Origin of the sequence: Hymenobacter busanensis (assembly GCF_008727865.1) — a bacterium.
In the GTDB taxonomy this organism is placed as follows: domain Bacteria; phylum Bacteroidota; class Bacteroidia; order Cytophagales; family Hymenobacteraceae; genus Solirubrum; species Solirubrum busanense.
The window spans coordinates 467,998-494,617 of the sequence record NZ_VTWU01000003.1 but is presented as its reverse complement, the minus strand read 5'-3'; the positions used below and the strand labels follow the sequence as shown (position 1 = coordinate 494,617).

General features: G+C 63.4%; 21 protein-coding genes and 1 pseudogene. 6 read left to right on the top strand and 16 right to left on the bottom strand.

Features of this window, described 5'->3' with window-relative positions; all coding sequences use genetic code 11:
- Positions 1–22 precede the first annotated feature (22 nt).
- The 14 genes and pseudogenes from F0P96_RS21295 to F0P96_RS20955 all read right to left on the bottom strand — a co-directional run.
- Positions 23–178: pseudogene (locus F0P96_RS21295) on the bottom strand (WGR domain-containing protein); the annotation flags it as partial.
- A gap of 127 nt (positions 179–305) precedes the next feature.
- Complete coding sequence (locus F0P96_RS10060; protein ID WP_151078727.1) at positions 306–1,424, bottom strand: AIR synthase-related protein; 1,119 nt, start codon at positions 1,422–1,424, stop codon at positions 306–308.
- Positions 1,425–1,586: 162 nt separating this feature from the next.
- Complete coding sequence (gene purF / locus F0P96_RS10055; protein WP_151078726.1) at positions 1,587–3,089, bottom strand: amidophosphoribosyltransferase; 1,503 nt, start codon at positions 3,087–3,089, stop codon at positions 1,587–1,589.
- An 80-nt stretch (positions 3,090–3,169) separates the two neighbouring features.
- Positions 3,170–3,868, bottom strand: coding sequence for a phosphoribosylglycinamide formyltransferase (gene purN, locus F0P96_RS10050; RefSeq protein ID WP_235917446.1), 699 nt, complete (start codon positions 3,866–3,868; stop codon positions 3,170–3,172).
- Positions 3,868–5,166 (bottom strand): phosphoribosylamine--glycine ligase, encoded by a 1,299-nt coding sequence (purD, locus tag F0P96_RS10045; RefSeq protein WP_201743844.1) that lies wholly within the window; start codon positions 5,164–5,166, stop codon positions 3,868–3,870. The genes purN and purD overlap by 1 nt, the downstream gene beginning before the upstream one ends.
- Entirely contained in the window at positions 5,153–5,662 is a 510-nt protein-coding gene (locus tag F0P96_RS10040) for a GNAT family N-acetyltransferase (RefSeq protein ID WP_151078725.1), read from the bottom strand. Before F0P96_RS10040 ends, purD begins: the two co-directional genes overlap by 14 nt.
- The gene (locus tag F0P96_RS21290) at positions 5,662–5,796 is read right to left on the bottom strand and encodes a hypothetical protein (protein ID WP_262714365.1); all 135 of its coding nucleotides are present in this window, start codon (positions 5,794–5,796) and stop codon (positions 5,662–5,664) included. Before F0P96_RS21290 ends, F0P96_RS10040 begins: the two co-directional genes overlap by 1 nt.
- Before the next feature lie 2 nt (positions 5,797–5,798).
- On the bottom strand, positions 5,799–6,746 hold the full coding sequence (locus F0P96_RS10035) for a phosphoribosylaminoimidazolesuccinocarboxamide synthase (RefSeq protein WP_151078724.1): 948 nt from the start codon (positions 6,744–6,746) through the stop codon (positions 5,799–5,801).
- Positions 6,747–6,766: 20 nt separating this feature from the next.
- Positions 6,767–7,702, bottom strand: coding sequence for a phosphoribosylformylglycinamidine synthase subunit PurQ (locus F0P96_RS10030; protein ID WP_201743845.1), 936 nt, complete (start codon positions 7,700–7,702; stop codon positions 6,767–6,769).
- 12 nt (positions 7,703–7,714) lie between these two features.
- Positions 7,715–10,756: a phosphoribosylformylglycinamidine synthase subunit PurL gene (locus F0P96_RS10025; RefSeq protein ID WP_151078723.1), complete on the bottom strand. Its 3,042-nt coding sequence runs from the start codon at positions 10,754–10,756 to the stop codon at positions 7,715–7,717.
- Between the two features lie 497 nt (positions 10,757–11,253).
- The gene (pyrE, locus tag F0P96_RS10020; RefSeq protein ID WP_151078722.1) at positions 11,254–11,871 is read right to left on the bottom strand and encodes an orotate phosphoribosyltransferase; all 618 of its coding nucleotides are present in this window, start codon (positions 11,869–11,871) and stop codon (positions 11,254–11,256) included.
- Positions 11,834–12,613, bottom strand: coding sequence for an orotidine-5'-phosphate decarboxylase (gene pyrF, locus F0P96_RS10015; RefSeq protein WP_160620230.1), 780 nt, complete (start codon positions 12,611–12,613; stop codon positions 11,834–11,836). Before pyrF ends, pyrE begins: the two co-directional genes overlap by 38 nt.
- Positions 12,601–13,470: a dihydroorotate dehydrogenase gene (locus tag F0P96_RS10010; RefSeq protein ID WP_151078720.1), complete on the bottom strand. Its 870-nt coding sequence runs from the start codon at positions 13,468–13,470 to the stop codon at positions 12,601–12,603. The genes pyrF and F0P96_RS10010 overlap by 13 nt, the downstream gene beginning before the upstream one ends.
- Positions 13,471–13,587: 117 nt before the next feature.
- Positions 13,588–13,725: a hypothetical protein gene (locus F0P96_RS20955; RefSeq protein ID WP_160620232.1), complete on the bottom strand. Its 138-nt coding sequence runs from the start codon at positions 13,723–13,725 to the stop codon at positions 13,588–13,590.
- A 670-nt stretch (positions 13,726–14,395) separates the two neighbouring features.
- On the opposite strand from F0P96_RS20955, the gene F0P96_RS10005 reads away from it, so the two are divergent.
- Positions 14,396–14,965, top strand: a complete 570-nt coding sequence (locus F0P96_RS10005; protein ID WP_151078719.1) for a DUF4468 domain-containing protein — start codon at positions 14,396–14,398, stop codon at positions 14,963–14,965.
- 296 nt (positions 14,966–15,261) lie between these two features.
- A complete protein-coding gene (locus F0P96_RS10000; RefSeq protein WP_151078718.1) occupies positions 15,262–16,041 on the top strand; it encodes a porin family protein in 780 nt (259 codons plus the stop codon).
- Between the two features lie 190 nt (positions 16,042–16,231).
- Here F0P96_RS10000 and F0P96_RS09995 read toward each other — a convergent pair whose 3' ends face one another.
- The gene (locus F0P96_RS09995) at positions 16,232–17,113 is read right to left on the bottom strand and encodes a DNA/RNA non-specific endonuclease (RefSeq protein ID WP_338074389.1); all 882 of its coding nucleotides are present in this window, start codon (positions 17,111–17,113) and stop codon (positions 16,232–16,234) included.
- Positions 17,114–17,305: 192 nt separating this feature from the next.
- Here F0P96_RS09995 and F0P96_RS09990 point away from each other — a divergent pair, with 192 nt between their 5' ends.
- Positions 17,306–19,030: a T9SS type B sorting domain-containing protein gene (locus F0P96_RS09990; RefSeq protein ID WP_151078717.1), complete on the top strand. Its 1,725-nt coding sequence runs from the start codon at positions 17,306–17,308 to the stop codon at positions 19,028–19,030.
- 69 nt (positions 19,031–19,099) lie between these two features.
- Here the strand turns inward: F0P96_RS09990 and F0P96_RS09985 are convergent, their stop codons facing one another.
- The gene (locus tag F0P96_RS09985) at positions 19,100–21,283 is read right to left on the bottom strand and encodes a T9SS type A sorting domain-containing protein (RefSeq protein ID WP_160620233.1); all 2,184 of its coding nucleotides are present in this window, start codon (positions 21,281–21,283) and stop codon (positions 19,100–19,102) included.
- Between the two features lie 35 nt (positions 21,284–21,318).
- On the opposite strand from F0P96_RS09985, the gene F0P96_RS20950 reads away from it, so the two are divergent.
- From F0P96_RS20950 to F0P96_RS09975, 3 genes are read left to right on the top strand one after another with little or no spacing between them, the layout of a single operon-like run.
- Positions 21,319–21,645, top strand: a complete 327-nt coding sequence (locus F0P96_RS20950) for a hypothetical protein (RefSeq protein WP_160620235.1) — start codon at positions 21,319–21,321, stop codon at positions 21,643–21,645.
- Complete coding sequence (locus F0P96_RS09980; RefSeq protein WP_151078715.1) at positions 21,599–22,972, top strand: sigma-54-dependent transcriptional regulator; 1,374 nt, start codon at positions 21,599–21,601, stop codon at positions 22,970–22,972. The genes F0P96_RS20950 and F0P96_RS09980 overlap by 47 nt, the downstream gene beginning before the upstream one ends.
- A gap of 25 nt (positions 22,973–22,997) precedes the next feature.
- Entirely contained in the window at positions 22,998–26,603 is a 3,606-nt protein-coding gene (locus F0P96_RS09975; RefSeq protein WP_151078714.1) for a PAS domain-containing hybrid sensor histidine kinase/response regulator, read from the top strand.
- Positions 26,604–26,620: the final 17 nt, after the last annotated feature.

Here is a 26,620-nt window from a genome sequence, read left to right as displayed (position 1 = left end):
GCTCATCAGACCCGATTTCGCAGTATCCTTTTTTCAGCTTCTCTTGGATCAGCTTGGCGACTTCCGCTTCGCAGGTAGCTGCGTCTAACAGCTCTTTCCGATTCACCCGGCCGTTGGTGCCCACTTTTCCGAACGTGACGGCATAGGCCGAGCCGGTGGTTTCCAGGTTCCAGAACTTGTTGGATTCGCCTTCCTAGTTGATGAAGCAACGTTTCACGGCAGGTTGAGTGAGGTCAAGACCAAAAATAGAAAGCGCCACTGACTGCACGGTCAGCGGCGCTTTCCAATCCGGCGGATGCTGGAGTCTAGATGTCGTAGTGCAGCTCCCCGGCGGCCACACGCAGCGTAATCGTCGGCTCGGCGATGATGCGGCCGGCCACCTGGGCGGCGTAGCCCTTGGCGGTCAGCTCGGCGGCTACGGCTACGGCCTGGTCGGCGTCGGTAACGAGCAGCATGCCGTTACCCATGTTCCAGTACAGGTAAGCATCGGTGGGGCTGATGCCGCCCAGTTCGGCCAGCTGGCTCATGGCGGGCAGCGGCGCGAACAGGTTATCCAGCTCGGCCCCTACGCCCGATTTCAACACGCGCTTGAAGTTGTCGGCCACGCCGCCGCCGGTAATGTGCGCAGCCGCGTGCAGCGGCAGGCCGGCATCGAGGATGGCAGTGACGCCCGGCGCGAAAATGAGCGAGGGCGCCAGCATTACCTCGCCCCAGGTCGAGCCCATTTCGGCGGCGTCGGCGCCGGTGTAAGGGGCTTTGTGCCATTCTTCGCCGAAGGCTTTGGTGAGGGTGCGGCGGGCCAGGGAGTAGCCGTTGGAGCGGAACGACGGCGAGTGGAGGGCCACCACCGCCTGGCCGGCGCGCACGTTGGCTCCGCTCAGCGGCCGCGCCAGGCTTGGGTGCAGCACGCCCACGGCGGTGGAGCACCAGTTGAAGTTCATGCGGGCGCCGGGGTAGCCGCCGATGCGGTTGCCCAGCTCGGCAATTTCCCCGCCCGTCACGGCAATCGAGCTGAACTGCGCCGCGTCGTGCAGGCCGCGCATCAGCTCGTCCACCACCTCGTAGTTCAGCGTGTTCACGTCGATGATGTTCGACAGGTTCGTTGGGATGAAGCCGGCCACCACCAAATCGTCGGCCACCATGGCAATCAGGTCGTGGCCCAGGGTGTCGTAGCGGTCCACGCGCTCGGCTACTTCGATTTTGGTGCCAATGCCGTCGGAGCCGATGCCCAGGCGCTCGGCCCCGAAGCGGATTTCGTTGGAGAAGCCGCCTTCCAGGTCCTGGGCCGGTTCGCCCGGCTTGCCGGCGCGGGTGCTGAAGGTTTTCTTGGCCCAGTGGTAGGCGTTGCGCGAGGCGGCGTTGCCCTCTTCGATGGAGTAGCCGGCGGTGGCTTTGAGGTCGGAGGCGGCGGTAGTCTGGCTCATGAGCGAGGGAAAAATTCGTCTGTCATCCTGAGGCGTAAGCCGAAGGACCTCATCACGTTTAGCGGCTCGCTTGCTAATGCCGGCTTGCGTGATGCGGTCCTTCGCTCTGCTTCGCGCCGCTCAGGATGACAGACGCGAGGCTGGCATGTACTTGGGCTCGGCCTAGTGTTCCGTGGGCGCCGGCGCTTTGGCGCTGACCGACGTTCCCGTCGGGCGTTCCTCTTTCTGGCGGTGGCTGGTGCGCTCCTCCTGAATGTGGCGCAGGTACTTGGTCACGTCGCCGGTGGGGTACTGGCCCGAGAAGCAGGCGAAGCAGCTACCACCGTGGCCTTTGTCCTCGCCGAAGAGCGTTTGCAAATCTTCCAGGGATTGGTAAATCACCTTGTCGGCCTCGATGTAGCGGCAGATTTCCTCCTCGGTGTAGTTGGCCGCAATCAGCTCGGTGCTCATGGCCATGTCGATACCGTAGATGCAGGGCGAAATGATGGGCGGCGCCGAGGAAATGAAGTACACCTCGGTGGCGCCGGCTTCGCGCAGAATGCGCACGATGCGCCGCGAGGTGGTGCCGCGCACGATGCTGTCGTCGACCACGGCAATCTTCTTGCCTTCCACAAACTCGCGGATGGGGTTGAGCTTTTTCTTTACCACGTCTTCGCGCCCGGCCTGGCTGCTCACGATAAAGGAGCGGCCCATGTGGTTGTTTTTCACCAGCACGCGGCGGTAGGGCACGCCAATGGCCTCGGCCAAACCGGAAGCCGCGAAGTAGCCCGACGACGGCACGTCGATAACCATGTCGGGTTGGATGCCCGACTCGATAACCTTGCGGGCCAGCATCTTGCCCAGGCGCACCCGTTCGCGGGCCACCAAGCGGCCGTGAATCACGGAATCTTCGCGGGCGAAATAGATGTGCTCGAACACGCAGAACGCCTTGGTTTTGGCCGGCTGGTTCTTGAAGTGCACGTTGAATTCCTTGTCGATGAACACCGCCTGGCCGGGGCCAATGTCCTCGATCAGCTCAAAATCCAGGTAATCGAAGCAGGTGCTTTCGGAGGCGAAGGCGAAAACCGGCCCGTCGGGGGTGTTGCGACGGCCCATGACGAGCGGACGGATGCCCAGCGGGTCGTTGAAGGCCAACAGGCCGTGGCCGGCAATGGTGGTGATGGTGGCGTAGGCGCCTTTCACCAGCTCTTGGGTCGTTTCGACGGCGTCGAAAATATCGACCACCGACAGCGCATCGAGGTTTTTCAGGCGCAGCTCCGAGGCGAAGGTGTACATGATCAGCTCTAGGTCGTTGCTGGTCTTGGGCAGCACGTGGTACTTCTCGTGCAGGCGCTTGGCGGCCGAGCGGAAGTTGATGACGTTGCCGTTGTGCACCATGGCCAGCCCGAAGGGGTAGCTGGTGGTGAAGGGCTGGGCCAGCTCGGCGTCGTTGGAGCCCTGGGTGGTGTAGCGCACGTGGCCGATGCCGATGTTGCCGGTGAGCTTCTTGAGGTGCTTGGGCTTGAACACGTCGTTGATCAGCCCGTTGCCTTTGTGCAGGTGAAAGTTGCCGTCGAAGGTGGCAATACCGGCGGCGTCCTGCCCGCGGTGCTGCAAGGCCGTGAGGCCGACGACAATGTCGCCGACGACATCATCCGGGCCGAAAAAACCAACGATTCCGCACATATCGAGTTGTCAGTTGTCAGTTGCCGGTTGTTAGGCCGACGGGTACTGGGTGGGGGCTTGAGAAAGGGGAAAGGAGGCCGCTAGGGTTGGGTGGCAGCAGCGGGGGCCGGGGTTTCGGGGTGCAGCTCGCCGCGGATGAGGCGGGCGAGGGTATCGGCGTAGAACTGGTGTTCCACGGCCAGCCCGCGTTGCTCTACTTCTTCCAAGGATTGGGCACCGCGCAGGTCAACGGGCGCCTGGGCCAGCACGGGGCCGGTGTCAAGTCCTTCGTCAACGAGGTGGACGGTGATTTTCGTTTCGGGCAGGCGATTTTCCCAGGCCCACTCGTAGGCGTGCAGGCCCTGGTGCTGGTGCGTGTCGGCGGGGTGAATATTGAGGATGCGGCCGGCAAACGTGCGAATGAACGTGGGCGACAGAATGCGCATGTAGCCGGCCAGCACCACGTAATCGGGCTGAAACTCCCGCAGCTTCGCCACTACTTCGGCGTCGAATTCGGCGCGCTTCCGGCCGCGAGAGTCGATGCTGGCGGTGGCGTAGCCCAGCTCGGCGGCGGCTTGCAGGCCGGCGGCTTCGGGAATGTTGCTGAACACCACCGCTACCTCGGCCAATCCTTGCAGCCCGCCTTCGCGCACCGCGCGGGCCAGGGCCAGCATGTTGGAACCGCGGCCCGAAAGCAGGATGGCGAGGCGGGCTTTTCCCGACGGCGCGGGCGAAGTGGCACTACGACTTGAAGTCGTAGTGTCCTTCTTGTTGAACGATTCGCGCGGGTTCGTCATCATTAATAGGCTTGGCCGATGAGTTCCGGCGCGGGGCGCTGGCCGATGTCGGTGCGGTAATAGGCCCCCTGAAACGTTATTTTTTTGACTTCCGCGTAGGCGCGCTCCACGGCCAGCTCCAGGTCGGGGCCGCTGGCTACTACCGTCAGCACGCGGCCCCCGCCGGTCACCAATAACCCGGCGGGCCCCGGCCGCGTGCCCCCCTGAAACACCAAGGTGCCCGGGGATACGGTGTCGATTCCTTCGATAACAAACCCGGTCGGAAACTCCGCCGCCGGGTACCCGCCCGAAGCCAACACCACTCCCACAAACGCCCCAGGCTTCTGGCGCACGCCCACCTCCGCCAAGCGGCCATCCAGCGCGGCGGTAATCAAGTCCACCAAGCTGCTGCCCAGGCTGGCCAGCAGCACCTGCGCCTCCGGGTCGCCGAGGCGCACGTTGTATTCCAAGAGCTTCGGCCCGCTGGGCGTGAGCATGATGCCGAAGTAGAGGAAGCCCATGAACGGCAGGCCTTCGGTGCGCAGCCCGTTCAGCGTCGGCTCGATGATGGCCTCGCGGATCAGGGCCAGCACGTTGTCGTCGGCAAAGGGCACGGGGCAATAGGCGCCCATGCCGCCGGTGTTGGGGCCCTGGTCGCCGGCCAGCAGCTGCTTGTGGTCCTGCGAGGGTGCAAACAGGCGCATCACGTTGCCGTCGGTCAGGCCGATGATGCTGATTTCGGGACCGGTGAGCTTTTCTTCGACCAGGAAGGAGTACCAGTCGTGGCCAGCCGGGGCCAGGGCCTGCATTTCCGTCAGGGCGGCGTCAAACTCGGCTTCCGAAGCGCATACCCACACGCCCTTGCCGGCAGCTAGCCCGTCGAATTTCAGCACGGCGTGGCCCTGCAGCTCGGCGGCGGCGGTGCGGGCTTGGTCGAGCTGATCGGAGCGGAACGTCCAGGCCCGGCCGGTGGCCACGCCGTGGCGGCGCATGAAGTCTTTCGACCACACCTTGGAGCTTTCCAGCACGGCAGCGGCCTTGCGCGGGCCAAACACGCGGATGTCGGAGCCCTCGAAGTAGTCGGCCACACCGGCGGCCAGCGGCGCCTCGGGGCCGACTACGATGAGCTTTGCATCGTGCTCCTGGCAGAACTGCTGAATGGCCGGAAAATCGGTGGCGCTGACGGCGGGCACCGAGCCGGGGATGCCGGCATTTCCGGGCAACACGCGCACTTGCGCACCGTCTTGGCGTAGTTTCCAGGCCAGGGCATGTTCGCGGGCGCCGCTGCCGAGCAGCACAATGGTGGTTTTAGGAGTTGCCAAGGGACGGAAGTAATTCAGGTTGAGAAGAGGCTGGCACCGGGCCTAGGTAGCGGCCAAAGCAAGCCGAGTTGTCACGCCCGGCGTAGCGGCCGTAGTTGGCAATGCGTTGGTAACCGCGTTTCAGGTAGAAGCGGCACGCTTCCACGTTGGCCACGCGGGTTTCCAACCACAGCTCGGTGTAACCGGCCTGCCACGCGGCCGCTTCCAGCCCAGCCAGCACCGCCCGCCCAATGCCTTGGCCGGGGTACTTGGCGTACATGCGCTTCACTTCGCCGATGCTGTCCGAAATAGGCCGCACCGCGCCGCAGCCCACGGCTTCGTCGTCGTTGCACACCAGCAGGAACACGTGCCTGGAATCGTCTGCTTGCCAGTCCCGAAACGAGTCGCGGCCGTCGCTGCCGAAGCGCGTGCCCAGGTCAGCCGATAAGGCGTCGATGAGCGGCTGGGCCTGTGGGGCATCGGGGTGCGAGGCAACGAGGTAGAGGGAACGTGGCATCAGGCTTCAAGTATGGGCAGGGACTGGGTTTCTACAGCTAGATTATAGGCGGCGGGCTCACCGTAGCGCAGGCTCAGCTCGACGGCGCGGATTTCGCCGTCGTTGAGCGCGTACTGCTGGCCTACCGCTTCCATGTTCATCCGTTCAGCTGCTCCACCGGCTCGTCCTGCATGTAGCCGGCCTTCACCAGGTTCTGCACCAGGCGGGCGGGCACGTTCACGCCCTCGTCGGCGGCGCCGGCCAGGGGCTGCCCGGTGATGCGCTGGTAGATGTCGAGGTAGCGGCGGGCAGCTTCGGCGGTTACTTCCGGCGTGAGGGCCGTGGGGTAGTTGCCGTCGACTTTGTGGGCAATCAGCCACTGGCGGATGTACTCCTTGTCCATCTGGGTAGCCTCTTCGGGGTTCGAGGCGTAGTCGGCCGCGTCCCAGAAGCGCGAGGAGTCGGGCGTGTGGATTTCGTCGATGAGAATCAGCTCTCCGTTGAGCAGGCCGAACTCGTACTTGGTATCGACCAGGATGATGCCGCGCTCGGCCATCCACGCCGAGGCGAAGTTGAACAGCCGCAGCGCCACGACGCGCATCTGCTCGTACAGCTCGGCCGCTACCCAGCCTTCCGAAACGAGGTTTTCCGGGGTGATTTCGCGGTCGGATTCCTCCTTGGTGGTCGGCGTCACGAGGGGCTCGGGGAAGCGCTGATGCTTGGTCAGCCCGTCGGGCACCGATACGCCCGAGAAGGTACGCTGGCCGCTGAGGTAGCCGCGCAGCATGGAGCCGGTGAGGTAGCCGCGCACCACCATTTCCACCCGAATCGGCTCGGCCTCTTTCACCAGCATGGCGTTCGGATCGACCACGCGGATGACGTGGTTGGGCACGATGCCCTGGGTCTTATCGAACCAGAAATCGGCCAGGCCGTTGAGCACGGCCCCTTTGTAGGGAATAGCGGTTTCCAGCACCGAGTCGAAGGCCGAGAGGCGGTCCGTCACGACGATAAGCCGCTCGCCCGAGGGCACGCGGTACGAGTCGCGGACTTTGCCGCGGTGCAGCAGTTCCAGCTGGGGCGTGTTGAAATACGGGAGCGTGTTCATGGCGCTAAGCGTCGGGGCGGCTAGAGAGAAACTTCGTTCGGGGCAGCCACGGCGGGCTGCGCGGCGCGGCTCTGGCTGATGTGCTCCACGATGTTGCGGAACAGCTTCAGCCCGTCGCCTTCCTCCGACGCGTTCGGGTCGAGGCGCTTGCGCCGGGCCCAGTCGGGGTGGTTGTAGAGCGACAGGAAGGCCTCGGGGTGCGGCATCAGGCCGAAGACGTGGCCGGTGGTGTCGGTGAGGCCGGCGCAGTTCAGCTCAGCGCCGTTGGGGTTCAGCGGGTAGAGCTCGGTTTCGCAGCCGGTGCTGTCGCAGTAGGTCAGGCAGTTCAGGCCCTCGGCCAGGATGCGGCTGCGGATGGCCTCGTCGCGGATAACCAGGCGGCCTTCGCCGTGGCGCACGGGCACTTCCAGGGAGGTCAGGCCCTTGAGGAAGGGGGAGCGGTTGTTGGGGTTCACCGCCAGGCGCACCCACCGGTCCTCGTAGCGGCCCGAGGCGTTGTGGGTCAGCGTCACTTCGCGCTCCTGCTGACCGGCAAAATCGGGCAAGAGGCCCATTTTCACCAGCATCTGGAAGCCGTTGCAGATGCCCACCACGTAGCCACCAGCCTTGATGAAGGCACCGATTTCCTCCAGCAGCGTACGGCCCGAAGGCAGCTTGCGGAAGCGCACCTTGTTGGCCATGACCACACCCGAGCCCAAATCGTCACCGAAGGAGAAGCCGCCGGGGAAGTTGAGCACGTCGTAGTCGTGGATGCTGGTCTGCCCGCCGAGCACTTCATTAAAGTGCACGATGGTGGCCGCGCCGCCCGCCAGCCGGTAAGCGGCAGCCAGCTCTTCCTCGCAGTTGATGCCGAAGCCCGTCAGGACCAAAGCATGGACGCGTTGTTCGTTGTTCCGTTGTTCGGCAGCGGTGCTGTCGGCCATCTGCGTCGTCAGGTTTTCTGCTTGATTGCTCATCGTCTCCACCTCCTAAGCTTGCAGGGTTAGTTCTTCGCCGGCCATAACGCGGTTGACCGGGCCGTTGGTCCAGGCTTCGCGCAAATCAGCCGTAGCGGCGTCCACCACCGTTTTATCCTGGTGACGAATCACCAAACGGCCGCCGTCCGTCACGATGCCCAAACGGGTAGCGCGGCTGGCCATCAGGGCTTCGAAGGCCACCACGTCCTCCGGGGCCACGGTGGCCACGAAGCGCGAGTGGCTTTCCGAAAACAGCTCCGTCAGGGCCGGCAGCTCGCCTTCCAGGGTCAGCTCAGCGCCCAGCGAGTCGTCGCCGAACAGGCTTTCGGCCACGGCTACGGCCAGGCCGCCGTCGGAGAGGTCGTGGCAGGACAAAATCAGGTTCTGCTCGTGGGCTTCCCCTACTTTCTGGTACAGTTCCTTGGCTTCTTCGGGCCGCACGAGGGGCACGTTCTGGCCCAGCTCACCGAAGAGGTGGTAGAGCTCCGAGCCGCCCAGCTCGTCGTAGGTGTCGCCGAGCAGGTACACCACGTCGCCGGCGGCTTTGAAGTCCGAGGTGACGGCGCGGCGCACGTCGGGCATCAGGGCGGTCATCGAGTAGAGCACCGTGGGCGGCACCGAAATCTTCTGCCCGTCGGCCTTGAAGTCGTTTTTCATCGAGTCCTTGCCCGAGGTCAGCGGAATGTGGTAGGCCACGCACATGTCGCGCAGGGCCTCGCAGAGCTGCACCAGGGCCGCCAGCTTCTGCTTGCCGTCGGGGTTCGTCACGGGGTCGTACACCGAGTCGGGCACGCAGAAATTGTCGTTCACCGACCAGAAAATCCCGTCGCCGGGCGTCAGGTTGGGCAGCTTGCCGCCCACCGAAATGATCTGGCGCACGGCCTCATCGAAGGCGCCAGCCGACATCTGGTAGGGGTCGATGTCGCCGTAGCGCGGCAGGATGCCGTTGCTCACCGCCACGCCTTCCCACGACTCGAAGTTGAACTGCACCACGGCCGCGTCCTGCGGGGCCTGCCCGGTGCGGCCCATCAACGGCTTGACGACAGTGCGGCCCTTCACCTCGTGGTCGTACTGCCGAATCACCGCCTCGCGGGAGCAGATGTTCAGCGCCCCGAGCAGCTTCAGCAGCAGCCCCGTCGCGTCGAGCGAAGCGGGCAGCTTGGGTTCGTGCAGGGTCGGCAAGTGCCACTCGGCGTCGAGCACCTTGCGCGGCACGCCCTCATGCAGGAACTCCAGCGACAGGGAAGCCACCGGCTGCCCGTCGAAGGTCACGTCGAGGCGGCCGTTGTCCGTGAACTGCCCGATGTCCGACAACTCCACTTCCATTTCGGCGGCCAGGGCGTTCAGCTCCGCGAGTTTGCTCGGCTCCACCACCAGCGTAAACCGCTCTTGCGACTCGGAGAGGAAAATTTCCCAGGGGCGCAGGCCGGGGTACTTCAGCGGCACTTTTTCCAGCTCCACCGTGGCGCCGCCGCTGATGCCGGCCAGCTCGCCCACCGAGGAAGACAAGCCGCCCGCACCGTTGTCGGTGCTGCACTTGATCAGGCCGCGGCGGGTGGCCAGCAGCAGAAAGTCCATGGCCAGCTTCTGGGTAATCGGGGAGCCGATCTGCACGGCCGTGGCCGGCGCGGCCTCGTCCAGCTCGATACTGCTGAAGGTAGCGCCGTGGATGCCGTCCTTGCCCACCCGGCCGCCGGCCATGATAATCCGGTCACCGGCGTCAATCTTCTTTTCCCAGGCGTCTTGGCCCGCCAGCTGCATGGGCAGCACGGCGCCGGTGCCGCAGTACACGAGCGGCTTGCCGCGGTAGCGCTCATCGAATACGATGGCCCCGTTCACCGTCGGCACGCCCGACTTGTTGCCGCCGTCCTCGATGCCCTTGCGCACGCCCTCGAACACCCGGCGCGGGTGCAATTGGCCCGTCAGCAGCGGCCCCGACCAGTTCGGCGGGCCAAAGCAGAGCACGTTGGTGTTGAACAGCAGACGGGCGCCGCCGATGCCGGTGGCCAGCGGGTCGCGGTTGTTGCCGAGGATACCGGTAATAGCTCCGCCGTAGGGGTCGATGGCCGAGGGCGAGTTGTGGGTTTCGACCTTCCAGACAAACAACGAATCCTTGTTAATGCGCACCGCGCCGGCGTTGTCCGAAAACACTTTGATCAGCCAGTCGTTGCCGTTGGCGCGCAACAGCCGGTCGACCTCCGAGGTGGCGCCTTTGATATAGGTTTTGAACAGCCCGTCGACTTCCTTTTCCTCGCCGGTCACGGCGTTGCGGTAGCGGATGACGGCCGCAAATTCCTTGTGCTTGCAGTGCTCCGACCAGGTCTGGGCCAGGATTTCCAGCTCGCAGTCCGTGGGGTCGGGCGTCAGGCCGGCCTCGGCGCGGCTGATCTGCGTCGCGGGGGCGTAGTAGTAGTCCCGGATGGCGCGCATTTCCTCCAGGTTCAGCGCGTACACGTTCTCCTTCGAGAGCTGCAGCAGCTCGGCATCCGTCAGGTTTTCCAGCCGGATGGTGTGCGTAGTCGAGTCGGCGCCGCCACCGGGCTGCGGGGTAAAGTCGCGGATGCCCTGGGCGGTATGGCCCACCACGAAGCGGTTGATGAGCTTGTTGCCCAGCAGCTCTTCGGCCAGGCGGCGCAGATCCGTTTCCGGCAGCTCGTTTTCCAGCAGGTACAGGCGCTTGCTGAAGATATGCTGGGTGCGAATGTCCAGCTCCAGGCCGAGGAAGTCCTGGAGCGCATTCTGGGCCGAGGTGCCTTCGTCGTCGGTCACGCCCGGGCCCTTGGCTACCAGGATGAAGCTCTTGAACTCCGGGCCCACGGCCCACTGGTCCAGGGCTGCATCGTTCAGCAGCGGGTCCTGCAGGCACTGGGCGGCGAAGCTTTCGAGCTGCGCCGCGGTCAGTGGGTAGCGCACGGTGTACACGGCGCTGGTTTGCACGTGGCCGGTGAGCAGGTGCAGGTGACGCCGGGCGGCTTCGGCCACGCGGGCGCCTTCGCCGTCGTGCTGGCCGGGGCGCGGAATCAGTTGGATGGTATGGGAGGCTGTTTCGTTCAAAGCTCAGAAGGCGGGAGGCGAAAGAAGTGAGGACGATGCCGCCCAATCGGCACTGGCCGCACCAGCATGATCCGACGTAGCGGTAAAGCCCAAGAATGCGGTAAGCCGCCCCGGGCCCGTCGAACGGACCGCAAGGCGGCTTACAGTGTTGTGCGGAGCTGAACTCCGGGCAGAAGACGTGTCGGCAGAAGCAGTGGCGGCTTGGGGTGCTCCCGCATCCAACAGGGTTCGGGGCTCCGCTAAGTCGGTTATGGCGCGGCTGTGGAGCGGTTGCACCCAGGCCCGGAGGCGTTGTTGCCGTTCGGCCAGGCCCTCTTCGATTTCGGCGCGCTGTGCGTCCAACCGGTGCCCCTCGGCTACGCTCAGCAGCATATCGAGGCGCCACATGCTGTCGAACTTGGCCTGGGGGCGAAGCCGAATCAGCGCGGGGGTGGAATGGAGAGTACTTCGTTGCACAGGGTCGCGAAGGAGATACAAAGGAACGACAACCGCCGCCCCTACGCAAGCGCCGGCACCGCGTCGGGCCGACTTCCGGGCTTCACGGCGGGCAGGCCCTTGGCGCAGAGCGGACAAGTTTCGGGCTGGTACGTGGCGGCCTGAACCGGCAGCAACGCAAACAGCGGGAAGTCGAGTTCGTGCCGGCCACCGGTGCGGTCGATGAGGCAAGCTACGCCCAGCACTTCCACGCCCATCTGCCGCAGCACCGCCGCCACTTCCAGCGTCGATTTGCCGGTCGTCACCACGTCTTCGGCAATGATGATCTTCTGGCCTGGGTCCAGCGTGAAGCCGCGGCGCAGCACCATTTTGGTATCGGCGTCGCGTTCGGTGAAGAGCGAAGGCGTGCCCAGCTGCCGGGCCAGCTCGTAGCTCACCACCACGCCACCCATGGCCGGGCCCACTACCACATCGGGCTGCAGGCCGGCCTCCTGAATCAGCCGGGCCAGTTCGGCCAGGGCCGGGGCGGCCAGCTCGGGGCGGCGCAGAAACCGGGCGCACTGCACGTAGGTATCGGAGTGCAGGCCGGAGGACAAGCGGAAGTGGCCGCTGAGCAGGGCGTCTTCGCCGCGCAGCTGTTGCTCAAACTGCGTCTGAAACGCGCTTGGTGCGTAGGGCATTGATTTGTTGGGTTAGGTCGCGAGCGGCGGCGCCGGGGTCGGCGGCCTGCCAGATGCTGCGGGAAGTGTTGATGAGCAGGCCGAGGCCGTCGGACGGGCGGCAGCCGGCGTGCACGGTGGCGGCCAGGTCGCCGCCCTGCGCACCCACGCCGGGCACCAGAAACCACAGCTCCGGACAACGCCGGCGCAGATGCGCCAGGGCTTCGGCATGGGTGGCGCCCACTACCAGGCCGAGGCCGGGGTAGTCGTGGCTGAGCGTCTGCACCACGTCGGCCGAAAAGTCGCTGACGGTGCCGCCGCGCACCAGCTCTTCGTCCTGCCAGGAGTGCGCAGGCTGGTTCGAGGTTTTGGCCAGCACGAACACGGCTTTGTTGGGCCGGGCGAAGGGCACGATGGCGTCGTCGCCCATGTACGGGTTTACCGTCACGCCGTCGGCCCCAATGAGGTCGTAGGCGAAGGCGGCGTAGCGGTCGGCGGTGTTGGCAATGTCGCCGAACTTGCCGTCGAGAATCATGGGCACCTCCGCCGGAATCCACTCGCGCAGGCGCTGCAGCAGGGCTACGCCATCGGGGCGGCAGAGGAAGAAGGCCAAGTTGGGTTTAAAGGCGGCGGCAAACTCGGCGGTTTGCTGCACCACGCCGTGCAGGCGGGCGGCTACTTCGGTTTCCGAGGTGCCCACGGGGTCGAGGCCCACGCAGAGCAGCGAGCCGGCGGCTTGGGCGCGGCGTATCAGTTGTTCCATGTGCCGACGGGATTGGTGGTGAACGAAGCCGTTTCCTCCCATTCGGCGGCGAGGCGGGCGGTGAGGCCGGGCTCCAGCCACTCGCCGGTGGCTACCTGCACGGCGGCCGCGCCGCAGCGCAGGTAGTCGCTCACGTGCTGGGCCGTGAAAATGCCGCCGGTCCCAATAACGGGCAACGTCAGCTTTTCGTCGTGGGCCAGCTCGTACACGCAGCGCAGGGCCATCGGCCGCAAGGCCTCGCCCGAGAGGCCACCGAGCAGCGGTTCGCCGTGGGCCGGAATATGCAGGGCTTTCAAGGTATTGCAGGCGGCCAGCGCCGAGGCGCCGCCTTCCTGCGCGCCCACAGCCAAGGCCCGAATGTGGTCGGGCCAGGGTGGCAGCTTCACCACCACGGCAGCATCGGCGCCGAGTTCGGTGCGCACGGCTTCGGTGGCTTCGCGCACGAAGCGCGGCGTCACCTCGAAGCCTTTTTGCGTGGTGGCGCTGCTGATGTATACTTCAACTCCGGCAATCTGCCCGCCGGCTTCGCGAGCCAGGAAGCGGGCGATTTTTCGAAATCCAGGAATGCCGGGCGCCGTGATGCTCACCAGCACGGGCACGGCGTAGCGGCGCAGGCGCGGCAATTGTTCCTGCACCAGCTGTTCGGCACCGTCGGTGCGGCGGTCGGTGGTGTTAAGCAGCGAGGCGTCGGCCACGCGAATTACGCCGTCGCCGCGGCTGCCGGAGCGCGGCTCCATGATGACGGTTTTGGTGAAAATGGCGCCGAGTCGCTCGTAGCCGAGGCCGTCGGGCAAGTGCCAGGGGGCGGCGGCGAGGCAAACGGGATTTTGCAGCGTCAAAGAAGGTCCGAGTTGCATAGGGAAAGGTTCTATCTGGTTCGGGCGGTTGGGCCGTGGGGCTGCGTTCGGCTCAATCTGGGAGAATTAAAAAAACAAAAGACCCGGCGGGCACCGGGCCTTTCGGAAAAGACTGGGCTAGATGGCGTTGGCGTGGTTGGTCAGGAACATGCCTTGACGCAGCAGGGCATCCCACACGTTGATGGCAGCCATGCGCTCAGGCGAATCAGTCAGGTTGCGGTTCTGAACCTTGGCGGTTGTGGCGGTTTGTACCATTGTGTTGGACGAGGTGGGGTATGTGCGCAATGAGTCAGCGCCGACTGCTGTTTCTCCTCGCCTCCGACTCAATCGGACACAAAAAAACCGCTCCGGCAACAACCGGGCGGCGAACGAGGCAAAAGCAGCAAAACGAAACGGAATCAACGAAGGGAAACGGGTTTCGACCCCGTTGCAGAACCGGCGGATGAGCCATTCTGCGCTTCATCCGATGTTGATTATTCAGAAGCACGTCGCAAAAGTATCCAACTTGGCGAGAAGCACAAGCACTGCCCGCCATATTTTTCGTGTTACAAGAATGTTAAGCCCTGCCGGCTCTTGTGGCATTACCATAATTCTTTGCCCTAGCCGCAAATGCATATTATAACCTTGATTAACAGATACATTCGTTTAAACCGCACTCAACCTACGACCATGAGAGTCGATTCTTACATTGTGTCTGTATTGGATTATTTACCTAAAAGTGCTTGATATTACGCAGAATATTGCCACACCGTATTGTTATTAAAGTACAACTCGCATATATTCGTAATGTAGCTCCACGTTGCAGACGGCAACATCGGCGACTACCAAAGTTCATGTTTTCACAATGCACGCGTAACGCCCGGCCAATTGCCCGATTGGAACTTTGCCGGACGCCAAAGTCTCCACTTTGTTTGCCCCCTGCTCCATGAAACACTTCTTCTTTGCCTTGATGATTTTGGCCGGCCTGCTGGCCCGCCCAGCCGCCGCGCAGGAAGCCGCCACTCCTGTGGAATACAGCGAACGGGTAACCACCGAAAACATAAGCCAGCAAGTGCTGCAGGCCCGTGTGCTCGATTGGGCCCAGAGCAAGTTCACCTTCGGTCCGCAAACCGGCTTGCAGTCGGACCCCGTGGCCGGTACCGTACGCCTGAACGGCACCGTGTTGCTCAAGCCGCTGGCCGCCAACGGCAAGGAACAGGAAGTAACGGCGCAGTTCGAATTTATCTTCCAATCGACCGACCAGGGCTACACCTACAGCGTGGGCTCGTTTCGGGTGATGCCCGACAAGAAGACGCCTACCGTGCTGGTGCCGCTCGATGAGTACCTAACCCAGCTGCGCGCCGATAAGGCGATTGAGCGCACCAAAAACGACCGGCGCATCACGGCCCAGGCCAACGCCCGCGCCAACGACGTGGCCCTGAGCTTCCGCTCCTACATGAACAGCATGCCTTCCATCGAAGATGGCAACGTGGGCATTGCGGCCAGCGAACAATAGAGGTCTTTTACCCCATCCGGCAAGCGCCGCATCCTAACTAGGGTGCGGCGCTTGTTTTTTATACCGGGCTGCAAGAGGCTCGTGCAACCGATGAAAAACCCCTGTTTTTCAGCAGCCACGCCGCGGCTGTAGAAGAAGCCGAGCAACCCAACCCCTCACCGGAACGATGCAGGCGGGCAGCCCCATTTCACGCGTTGGCACGGTTTTGTATTTCGGCTTCGACAGCCCGCCTGCTCAAGGCTCGAGACGTAGCGGCGGCCCTGTCCATTCCTCTTCCTTCTTGCTTTTCCGTGGTCATGAAAACGAACCGCGCATACCGCCTTGTTGCCTTTTCGGCCGCCCTGTTGCTGGGTGCTTCTACCGCCTCTTTCGCTCAAATCCAGCCCCACATCGTGGGCGCGCCCCGCTCCCGGCCGGCGCCGGTCCGCTCTGCCTATAGTGTTTCGCCCGATGCCGCCAACAAAGCCGATGGCGTACGCTTCGGCATTCGGGCTGGGGTGAACGTGGCCGACTGGTCGGGCGACGCGGTGCAGAGCGTGGTTGATCTGGCCGAGCTAACCAACGGCGCCATCACCAAAGAGCAGCGCACGGGGTTTCACGCCGGGGCCTACGTGAGCCTGCCCGTGGGGGCGCGCTTTGTGATTGAGCCGGGCCTGCAATACTCCGAGAAGGGCATGGCTCTGGTTGGCCGCGTGCCGCTGGAGCAATTCGATTTTCTGAACGCCAAGGTCACGGCTACGGCCCGTATGGCTTATGTGGAGCTACCGGTGCTGGCCAAAGCCTACCTCACGCCGGGCCTCTACCTCTACGCCGGCCCGCAGGCGTCCTACCTGGTGAGCAACAAAGTACGCGTGCAAGCCGGCGCCCTGGGCTTCTCGGCTTATTCCCACGATTTCGACGTGCGCAAGCAGTTTCGCGACGTGGATTTCAGCGTGACGGGTGGCGCGGGCTACCAGTTTGCCAACGGCCTGGGCCTCAGCGCCGGCTACGATTACGGTCTTAGCTCCCTCGACAAAAACAACCGCTTCGATGCCCAGAACCGGGCCATCAAAGCCTCGGTGAACTTTACGTTTTAAGAAGTAGTTGCCGACTATATAGTGCTTGCCGAGTCTTTTTCGTTCTACCGCCCCATACCGCTCACATAAACCCAAATAAAAAGGCTGCCCGTGCTTACAGGCAGCCTTTTTTTGTGCTGTTCTGAATCACAAACTGAGGCGCCCCGCCGGACTCTCGCTTGCTATTCAGCCGTTGCGGCTTAGTGGGAAATCAGCTCGTGGGGCCGTTGTCGACGCGGGCTTCGATGGTGGCCTGTACCGTGCTCGACACGTTCGAGAGGATGTTGTAGCCCGTAGCCGCCTCAATGGCATCGACGGTGGTGCGGCAAGCACCCCAGTTGATGATGGAGTTGTCGTTGGGGGTGTTGATGGCAATAACGCGCGTGCTGGTGGTTACGCGGCTGGCGTCGCTACTGCCTTCGGGCAGGATAACGACTACTTTCCAGCAGCGGGCCGGCACCGTTACGCGGCCGGCGTCGATGGTGGTTTTGTAGCCGTTTACGCCGGTGCCGCCGGTGCCGTAGCTGCCGCAGATGATGTACAGTTCGTTGCCCTGGCTGGCCAGGGTGCGGCAGTAATCCTCCAGCTGGGCCCAGCCGCGCTGGTTGTTGTTGGCGGCCTGCGGCATCATGTTGGTCATCAGGAACGTGGCCGAGTTATCGGCTACCGAGCCGGTGCGGTCGGCGGAGGGGCAGTTGTGGCCGCGGTCGAAGCCCGAGCCGGTGTAGCTGGAACTGGTGGGGCGGTACCAGCCCGTGGGCAGGGTAGCGTCGGCTGCGAAGTTGTCTTGGCGCGGCGTCGAGCCCAGCCAAGCCGAGCTCAGGTGCCACGAAACCCAGTTCGGAATACCCCGGTCGCGGTGATACGACAGGGTGTATTGCGACTTGGTCATGAGGTAGTTGGTCGGATACGAGGTGCTGGCTACGGCCCCGCTGGGGTTGCCCATGGCCAGGTTGCTGTCACGCGTGGCGTCGTTGTTCTGCGCTACCGCCGTGGGGCTTTGTGGTTTGATGTCGTCCTGTTTGGCGCAGGATACTGCAAGCAAGGTCAGCAGCGCGAAGCTGCTGATACGCGCAATGGTGTGCTTCATCATAAACCGGTGGAGGGTTTGGTTGTGGGGAAGGGTATTGGCGGGGCAAAGGTGTGGCAGGCGTGTTAGAGGGATGTTGCGGATATGTTACGTCAATGTTATCATTTTTTCGGGATTGTTTCGCTGTCTTTTTACTTGGTTACCAGTATTATTATCACACAAATACAATTCCTCGCCCCTATTACGCATTCTGCTATGAATACACTGGTACGTTTTTGTTTACTACTGATCTGTTTTGCGGCGTTCGGCAGCCGCGCCGTCCATGCCACCCACTACCAGGGGGGACAGCTCACCTACCGCTCGCTCGGCCCCGACCCGGCTGCCCCGGCCAACACCCGCTACGAAGTCAACCTGCAGATCTTCCGCGACTGCGACGGGGCAGTGCTCGACACGTCGTACCCGCTGGTGGTGCGCCAGGGGTGCTCGGGCGCTACCCTCACCGGTGGACCCTTCGCCATGACGCGGGTAGGCAACTCCTCGTTCGGTAACCCCTACTGCCCTTCCCAAGCCGCTTCGGCACCTTGCAGCTCCACCGGCTCACAGCCCACGGGTTCGCGCACCAACTACGAGGTGGCCTATTACCGCACTACCATCAGCTTGCCCCCTGCGGCCGAGTGGATGCTCAGCATAGAGCCTATCGCCCGCCCCAGCATTGCCAACATCGACGGCAACACCACCTTGCGCTTGGAGGCCACGCTGAACAACCGCTTGGCGTTGCCCGGCGGCCAGTTCCAGAACATCGAGAACAACTCGCCCCGCTACCGGCCGCAAGACGTGCCGATTCCGTTCGTGTGCTACCAGCAGCAGACCACCATCACCTTCTCGGCTCTCGAGGCCGACGGCGACTCGCTCGTCTACTCGCTCAGCAACCCGCTCAAAGGCTGCGGCGTGTCCAACGTCTACCAACCAAGTTCCCACGCAGGATTTATCTCATTACCTGATTCAGCCGGTAGTTCTTGTATCGCCAGAGTTCAAGGCGGCGTGCCAAGCTATAGCCCTGCCTTTCCTCTTTCTTCTTACCGGCTTACCGGAAGGTGCCCCATCAAAACCGCGGTTGCTTATTTCGACTTCAGCAGCACAACTGGCAGCTTCACCTTTACCCCGGTGGTATACGACGCGGTATCTGACGAAAATGAGGGCAAGAATAAGTACGCCGTAGTCGGCAAAGTGACGGAATACCGCAAGATCAACGGCATCTACTACAAAGTCGGCTCGGTGCGCCGCGATATGCTCATGCATGTTGTCAACTGTGGTCAGAACGCTGTTCCTAACGTGCCGGTGTTAACTGCTCCAACGCCGGTAGGCAACCTGAGAATCGTAAACTCGCGCGACTCCACATACATTGAGGTTCCCGCGGGTGTCCGCAACCGTGTGCTCCTCACATTTACCGACCCCAACCCCGGCCAGCAGCTGACGGTGTACCGACCCAACCTGGATTCGCTGCTTGACTACGGCAGCGTCGGCACATATTCGCTTACCAATAACGGCTCGACTACCCCGCAGGTAGAATTTATGATAGGGCCTTCGCCCTTCCTGATTGGTTACGTAGTGCAAATGCCCTTTCGGGTTGAAGACGCGTTCTGCCCTATCAAGGGCGTCCAAACCCGCATAGTCGTTATCAAAATCGTGCCGCCTGCCCCACTCGCGGCTCAAACGCCGCGCCGGCAAGTGGTGCACACGGCCTACCCCACCCCGTTCACCGACCACGTGCGCTTCACGCTGGCCCGCCCGGCCCTGGCCGCGCCCGTGCTCATCCTCGACCCGCTCGGCCGCGTGGTCGACCGCGTGGCCGTGCCCGCCGGCGCCGGCCCCGACGCCACCCTGACCTGGCAACCGGATGCCCGCCTGCCCGCCGGCCTCTACTCCGCCCGCTTCGCCAACGGCCACCAAGTTGTGCGCCTGCTGCGCGTGCGACCGTAGCCGGCAACACCTATAAACCACAAGGCCCCGCCCGGAATCCGGGCGGGGCCTTGTGGTTAGTGGAATCGTCTATCGACCCTGCACGGCCAGGGCTTGGGCGCCCAGCTTACGGCCAGCGGCATCGAAAAGGACGATGTGGTAAAGCCCCGCTTTCAGGCCCGCCAACGACAGGGTTTCGGTAGCGTTGTGCACCGGCTGGCGGCGCAGCAACTCGCCCCGGCTGCCGTAGAGCACCAGCGTGGTACCCACGCCTTGGTTTTCGGCCGAAACCTGCACGGTAGCGGCATCGGTGGCAGGATTGGGGTAAACCACCAGTTCGGCCAGGCGCGTGGGCTGCCACAGCACGGTTACGGGGGCGGTGTAGGTAGTGGTGCCGTCGAGGTCTACTTGCTTGAGGCGGTAGTACAGCAGGCCGGCGGGCTGCCGAACGACGTCGGCGTCGCGCAGGGTGTATCGTTCGGAGCTGCTGGTGTTGCCAGCCGCCTTCACGCGGCCTACCGCTGTAAAGCCTTCCTTCGGCGAGGTGGCCCGCTCTACTTCAAAATAGCTGCTGGCTTTTTCCGAAGCGGTTTCCCAGTTCAGCTGCACTGCTTCGCTCAGCACCTTGGCCGTGAAGGATTTCAGCACTACCGGCAGCGGCGCAGGGGTTTTTACTTCGGAAGGGAAGCCTTGGGTGGGGTCGTCGGCGAAGGCGTAGAAAATCTGAGCGTTGCTGAACAGGCCCACGCCGCCTCGCACCTCTACCTCCACCCACTCAAAGTCCTGGGTGGTGGGGAAACTGATTTCCTGCAAGCCGCCGCCCAGCACGCCCGTGCTCAGGAGTTGGGAGCCCGAGGCCGATTCCTGCAACGCGCCGTCGGCGCCGTAGGTGCGCAGGGTCACGTTGGAAAGCAGGCTGGCGCTTAGCAAGCCCGTGTTGGTGCGCAGCACCATGCCAGCCCGGTTGCCGGCGGCCCCGTTGCCGTTCAGGCGCAGCTTGATGCGCTGGGTGCCCAAGGCCGTCACAGGGAAGTTCATTTGAGCGAAGTCGGTCGGGCTGAAGATGTTGTCGGCGGCCCGCTCGGGGTTGGTCAGGCTGCAGCCCACGCACAGCAGGCTCGAGCCGCTGACGGTGTAGTCGGTCCCGGCCTGGGGCGTCGAGAAGTCCGACAGCACCGGCTCCTCGTCGCGGAAGGCGCGCGGCTCGATGCCGAAGCCATAGTACACGTTCAGGTTGCTGAGCACGTTTAACAGGCTGCTTTGCTGCAGCTCTACCCGGTCGAAAGCTTCCTTGGTGGCGAAGCTCACCTGGTAGCGGTTGTTGGGCAGCAGCGTCACCTGGAGCAAATCGGCGGCCGAAGCCGTTTCCTGCTCCTTGCCGTTCAGGTACGTTGTCACCTTCAGGGCCTTCAGCACGTCGAGGTCGAGCAGGCTGCCGTTGCCGATAACGAAACCGGCCTGGTAACCGGCCGGCGACTTGCCTTCCAGGCGCACCTGCAACGACGATTTGCACCCCACCCCAGCGGCAGTGCTGAGCACAGCAAAGTCATTTAGGTCGCCACTGACGGCATTTTGCGGGCTGGTAACGCCGGTACCCGCGCACAGCAGCCCGCCGCCCGAGGTGGTTTGGTAATCCGAAGCCGAGGGAGCCGTCAGGCGCGAGAGAAAACCGGTGGCGGAAGTCACCACCCCGGCATCGATGCCAAAGGCATAGTACACCTGCAGCGTGCGCAGCACCCCGGCCGTAATGAGCACGTCCACTTCCACTTGGTCGAAGGCCTTGGCAGCGGTAAACTCCACCCGGGTGCGGCCATCGGCCATGGTGGTGGCCGATACGCCCGTGGCGTTGGCCAGCAGTTGCTGCTGCTGCACGCCGCCCGCGTAGGTGCGAATGATGATAGCACCCAAAGCCGCGGCATCGAGGGTGTTGCTGCTGCCCAATACCACGCCAGCGCGGTAGTTTAGTGGAGCCGTGCCATTGAGGGCCATGCGCAACCGGGCCCGGTCACCCACTGCCAGGGTGCTCTGGATGGTGGTGTAGTTGGTCAGGTCCAGATCGGCCACGTTCGACGGATTCAGGATGCCGCAGCCCACTAAACAAACAATGCCGTTGAGGTGGGCCTGGTACTGCGCCGGGCTGGCCGGATTAGCAAACGCAGAATAGTACGATGGAGCAGCAACCTGCGCTTGGCTTGAGCCAGCGCTACCAAGAACCAACAGGCCCGCCAACAAGTAGCCAAGCCGGGAAATGCGTGAGTAGAGATGTTGAATCATATAGCAGAAAGGTGTGTGCTGCTGGCAGGCAGCGTGTGCCATTCCGTCTTTACAATTTCTCTACCCATCTGCAAGATGATATACAAACTACTGACAATAAACGTTTTATTAACATTAATAACCGTCTATATTTTTCCCATTTTGAGATTATCAGCCCCAAAAAGGGAATTTGTGAAGCCGTTTTTGTGGGGTATACTCGCACCCACACCCCTTCCGTGCGCGCCACACTCAACAAACTCCTGCCCGGGGAATGGTACATTCCCAAGCCTGCACTGTTCGGTATATCCCGGGTAGCTGGCATTTTTTCCCTGCTCTATGCCTGCCTTTTTGCCGCCGCTTACCATTTTTATCCTGGAGGATAACGACTGGTACCGTGAATTACTCGCTTACCGCCTCAACCAAAACCCCGACTACACCATTCGTTCATTCGGCTCGGCCAAAGCCTGCCTCGATCATCTGACGCAAACCCAGGAACGTCCCGATCTGATTACCCTCGATTATTCGTTGCCCGATGGCCAGGGCGACGACGTGTTTAAGCGCCTTCGGGTACCGCTGCCCGATGTTCCTATCCTGGTGGTATCGGCACAGGAAGACGTGAGCACGGCGGTGGGGCTGTTGCGCCAAGGCGCCTACGATTACTTGGTGAAGGACGAGGACACCGCCGACCGCCTCTGGCACAGCGTGCACAACGTGCGCCAGCAGGTAGCGCTGCGCCTCGAAGTTGAGCAGCTGCGCCAGCAAATCGGGCAGAAAAATGCGCCAGCGCAACCCATTCTGGGTGAAAGCGCGCCCATGCAGGCCCTATCGGCGCTCATCGACAAGGCCGCCCGCACGGCCATTACCGTCTCGTTAAGCGGCGAAACCGGTACGGGCAAGGAGCTGGTGGCGCGGGCCATTCATTTCCGCTCCGAGCGCCGCAACCAGCCGTTTGTGGCCGTGAACGTAGCGGCCATTCCGCGCGAGCTGATCGAGAGTGAGCTATTCGGGCACGAGAAAGGCGCTTTTACCGGTGCGGTTAGTCGGCGCATTGGTCGGTTCGAAGAAGCCCACGGCGGCACCCTGTTTCTAGACGAAATTGCCGAGCTCGACCTTAACCTGCAGGCCAAGCTGCTGCGGGTGCTGCAAGAGCGCGAAGTGACGCGCGTGGGCAGCAACAAAACCATTGCTTTTGATGCCCGGCTGATGGTGGCCACCCACCACGACCTGGCCGAGCGCGTGAAGGAAAACCTGTTTCGCGAAGACCTCTACTACCGCCTGTTGGGCCTACCCATCAAGCTTCCGCCGTTGCGCGAGCGGGGCGAGGATGTGCTGCTGCTGGCCGACAACTTCCTGCGCAAATCCTGCCTGGAGAACAACCTGCCCATGCGGCAGTTTTCGGCCGATGCCCGCAAGAAACTCCTGCAATACGCCTTTCCCGGCAACGTGCGCGAGCTGAAGGCCGTGGTGGAGCTGGCCGCCGTGCTGGCCGACGGCGACGTGGTGCGCCCCCAGGATTTGTCGTTGCGCAACGGCCTGGGCAACGCCAGCGAATCGGGAGGCAGCCAGACCCTGCGGGAGCAGATTGCGGCTATTGTGCAACGCTACCTCGATGCCCACAAAGGAAATATTTTGCTGGTAGCCCAGCAGCTGCAAATCGGGAAGTCCACCATTTACCGTATGATTCAAAATCACGAGGTGCGGGTACGTTAGCCCGCACCGGCAGGAGTGCCATTGTATGAATGATATTTACGCCCGGCATACTCGTTTTCAGTCCGTTAAAGCACGTCGCTGGCAAAGCCAGCAGCAGCACCAGCACACCAGCCTTGCCTTGGCGGCCGCGCAAGCCGAGGCCGCCGAGCTTCGGTTACAACTGCAGCAGTACCACGCCGATGCGGCCCAGCAAATGGGCGCGCTGCTGCACACGCTGCCCACGGCGGTGCTGGCCGAAACCCCCGAAGGCCGAATTGCGCTGGTCAACCAACGCTTCTGCGACCTGCTGGCGCTCCCCGATCCACCGGCAGCGTTGCTCGGGCAACTGACGGCCGACGTGCTGCATTCGGCCCGGTACACCTTCGTCGACTACGCAGCGTTTGCCGCTTGGGCCGACGCCACCATTGCGGCCGGCCGCCGCCGCGAAGACGGGGTGTTCTACCTCACCAACGGCTCGGTCGTGCAAATCGACTACCTGCCGCTACGGCGCGATGAGCAGGTGGTGCTGCACCTGTGGAACTACGAAAACGTAACCCAGCAGCACCACGCGCAGGAGAGCATCCGGCGGTTGTCGCTGCTTTCCGAACACAGCCCCAACCCCATCATCTGCTTCGATTCTGCGGGCAACGCACTGTATGCCAATGCCGCCGCCACCCCCATGCTGGAGGTGCTCACGGCTACCCAGAGCGAAGAGCACAGCCTGGTGCGGCGCATGGTGGCCGAAGCGCTGGCCGCGGGCAGCAAACGCACCGCCGAATACCCCATTCATACCCACTTCTACATCTGGACGGTGGTGCCGCTGCCCGGCGGCCAAGGGGCCAACCTTTACCTCACCGATATCAGCGTGCGGCGGCGGGCCGAAGCGGAGCTGCGGCGTAGTCAGCATTTTCTGGCCCGCATCAACGACACGCTGCCCACCTTGGTCTTTTTGTTTGACCTGCAGCCCCAGCGCTGCGTGTACTGCAACGAGCAGGTATATCCTTTGCTGGGCTATTCGGCCGACGAAATTCAGCGCTTTGCCTCCGACGAGCTGCTGTGCCTGCTGCACCCCGACGACATCGACATGGCGCGTGAAAGCCTGCTGGCCTACCCCAACCTGCGCGAGGGCGACGTGGCGGATGTGGACCTGCGCCTGCGCCACCGCGACGGCACCTGGCGCTGGCTGTCGGTGAAAACCACGGTGTTTGTGCGCGACGATACGGGCCGCGTGCAGCAGATATTGGGCGCCGCCGAAGACATTTCGGCCCGCCACGCCGCCGAAGAAGCGCTGGCCCGGAGCCAGCGGTTTATGGAACGGGTGGCCAACACCGTGCCCAACACCATCTACCTCTACGACCTGCGCGAAAAGCGCAACCTGTACTGCAACCGCCACATCAACGCCATGCTGGGCTACACCGAGCAGGAACTGCGCCTGATGGGCAACCGCATGACCGAGTTGCTGAGCCTGCCCGAAGACCAGGCACTCATCGAGGCCTACCACCAGAAGCTGCTGCAGGCCGACGACGACGAGGTGTGCACCCTGGAATACCGCCTGCGCCACCGCAACGGCTCGGTGCGCTGGGTCAGCCGCATCGACTCGGTGTTTGCGCGCGACGCGCAGGGGCAGGTCGTGCAGGTAGTAGGTTCGGCCGAAAACGTTACCCACCGCAAGCTGGCCGAAGCCATGCAGCGCGACGTGTTCGACCAGCTGGCCGAGCAGAACCGCCTTTTTCGCCAGGTTATCGACACCACGCCGCACCTGATTTACCTGAAAGATCTGGCCGGGCGCTACGTGCTGGCCAACCAAGCCACGGCCGACCTCTACGGCTTGTCGGTTGACGAGCTGGTGGACACGCCGCCCGCCCGGTTGCACGTGGGCGAAGATGCTGCCGCGCGCTACCTGGCCCAAGACCAGCACGTCATTGCGCACCGCCAGGAGTTGACCCTGGAAGAAACCTTCCATCGGCCCGACGGCACCGAGGTATGCTTCTATAGCATCAAGCGGCCCTTCGTGCAGGCCGACGGCACGGTGCTGGTGCTCGGCGTCGACAGCAACATCACGGCACTGAAGCAGGCGCAACAGGAATTGCGCTTGGCCAAAGACGTGGCCGAGGAAAATGCCCGCGTGAAGCAGGAATTCCTGACCAACATGAGTCACGAAATCCGCACGCCGCTCAACGGCATTCTGGGCATGGCCGGTCTGCTCTACAAAACCGACTTATCGGCTACGCAGAACCAATACCTGGGCCACATCCGGCAGTCGGCCGAGCACCTGCTGGTGGTCATCAACGACGTGCTGGCCACCACCCAGCTCGGCTCGGGCAAGCTGCAGCTCGAGTGCATTCCCTTCAGCCTCTATACCCTGCTGCACGACAGCTTGCAGAGCCTGGCCCCCCGCGCCACCGAAAAAGGGCTGGATCTGCTCCTGGAGCTACCCCAAACGCCACAGCCGCCCGTGGTGCTCGGCGACCCGCACCGGCTGCGGCAAATCGTGCTCAATCTGCTTAGCAACGCCATCAAGTTTACCGAGCGCGGCCACGTGCTGTTGCGCCTGAGCGCCGTGGAAGGTGCCGAGCCAGCCCGTTTTCAGGTAGCCGTGGCCGATACCGGCATTGGCATTCCCCAGCACCAGCTCGAAAGCATTTTCGAGCCCTTCACGCAAGCCTCGGCCAGCACGGCCCGCGAATACGGCGGCTCGGGCCTGGGCCTGAGCATCAGCCGCGGGCTAGCCGAGTTGCTGGGCGGCCGCGTGTGGGCCGAAAGCCGACCGGGCCACGGCAGCACCTTTTTCGCCGAACTGCCCCTGCCGTTGGCTGCCTCCGCCGCCGAGCAGCTGGCCCCGGCGGCCCCGCCTGAGTTCCAACTGCTGCGCGGCCACCGCGTGCTGCTGGTGGAAGACAACGCCGTGAACCAGCTGCTGGTGCGCACGCTGCTGCTCGATTGGGGCTTGCACGTAGATACCGCCGCCAACGGCCCCGCGGCCCTCGTGCTCTTCGGCCAATACGTGTACGACGCGGTGCTGATGGACATTCAGATGCCGGGCATGGACGGCGTGGCGGCCACTCACCTCTTGCGCCAGAACCCCGACCCGCAGCGGGCCGCCACGCCGGTGGTGGCCCTCACGGCCCACGCCCTGCCCGAAGAGGAACGCCGCTGCCGCGCCGCAGGCATGACGGATTACCTGGTAAAGCCTTTTCGCGAAGAACAGCTGTTTTACGTGCTACAGAACGCCTTTCACAAAACGTCCGGCCTGCCGCAAGTTTCCACCAGTCCGCTGCAACGGGCGGAGGAGCCACCGGCACAGCCCGGCGTGGATATGCTGAAGCTGCGGCAGCGCATGGCCAGTTTCGAGCCCGATTTTGCCCGGCATCTGGCGGGGTTGTTTGTGCGCACCACCCCGCCGGTGCTGGCCGAGCTGGAGCAGCACGCAGCCCGGCACGATTGGCAGGCCCTGAGCACGGCGGCTCACTACCTCAAAAGCTCCTGCGAAGGCCTGGGGCTAAAGTCGCTGCGGCCGTTGTTGCAGCGCCTCGAAAGCAGCGTTGCGAATCCGCCGGCGCGCCCCGCGGAAACGGCTGCGGTGGCGCGGCAACTGGCGCAGCACCTGCAAAGCGTGGTGGACATGTTCAACCGGGAGTACGTGGCGAAGTAACCGCCTGAACCGCACCG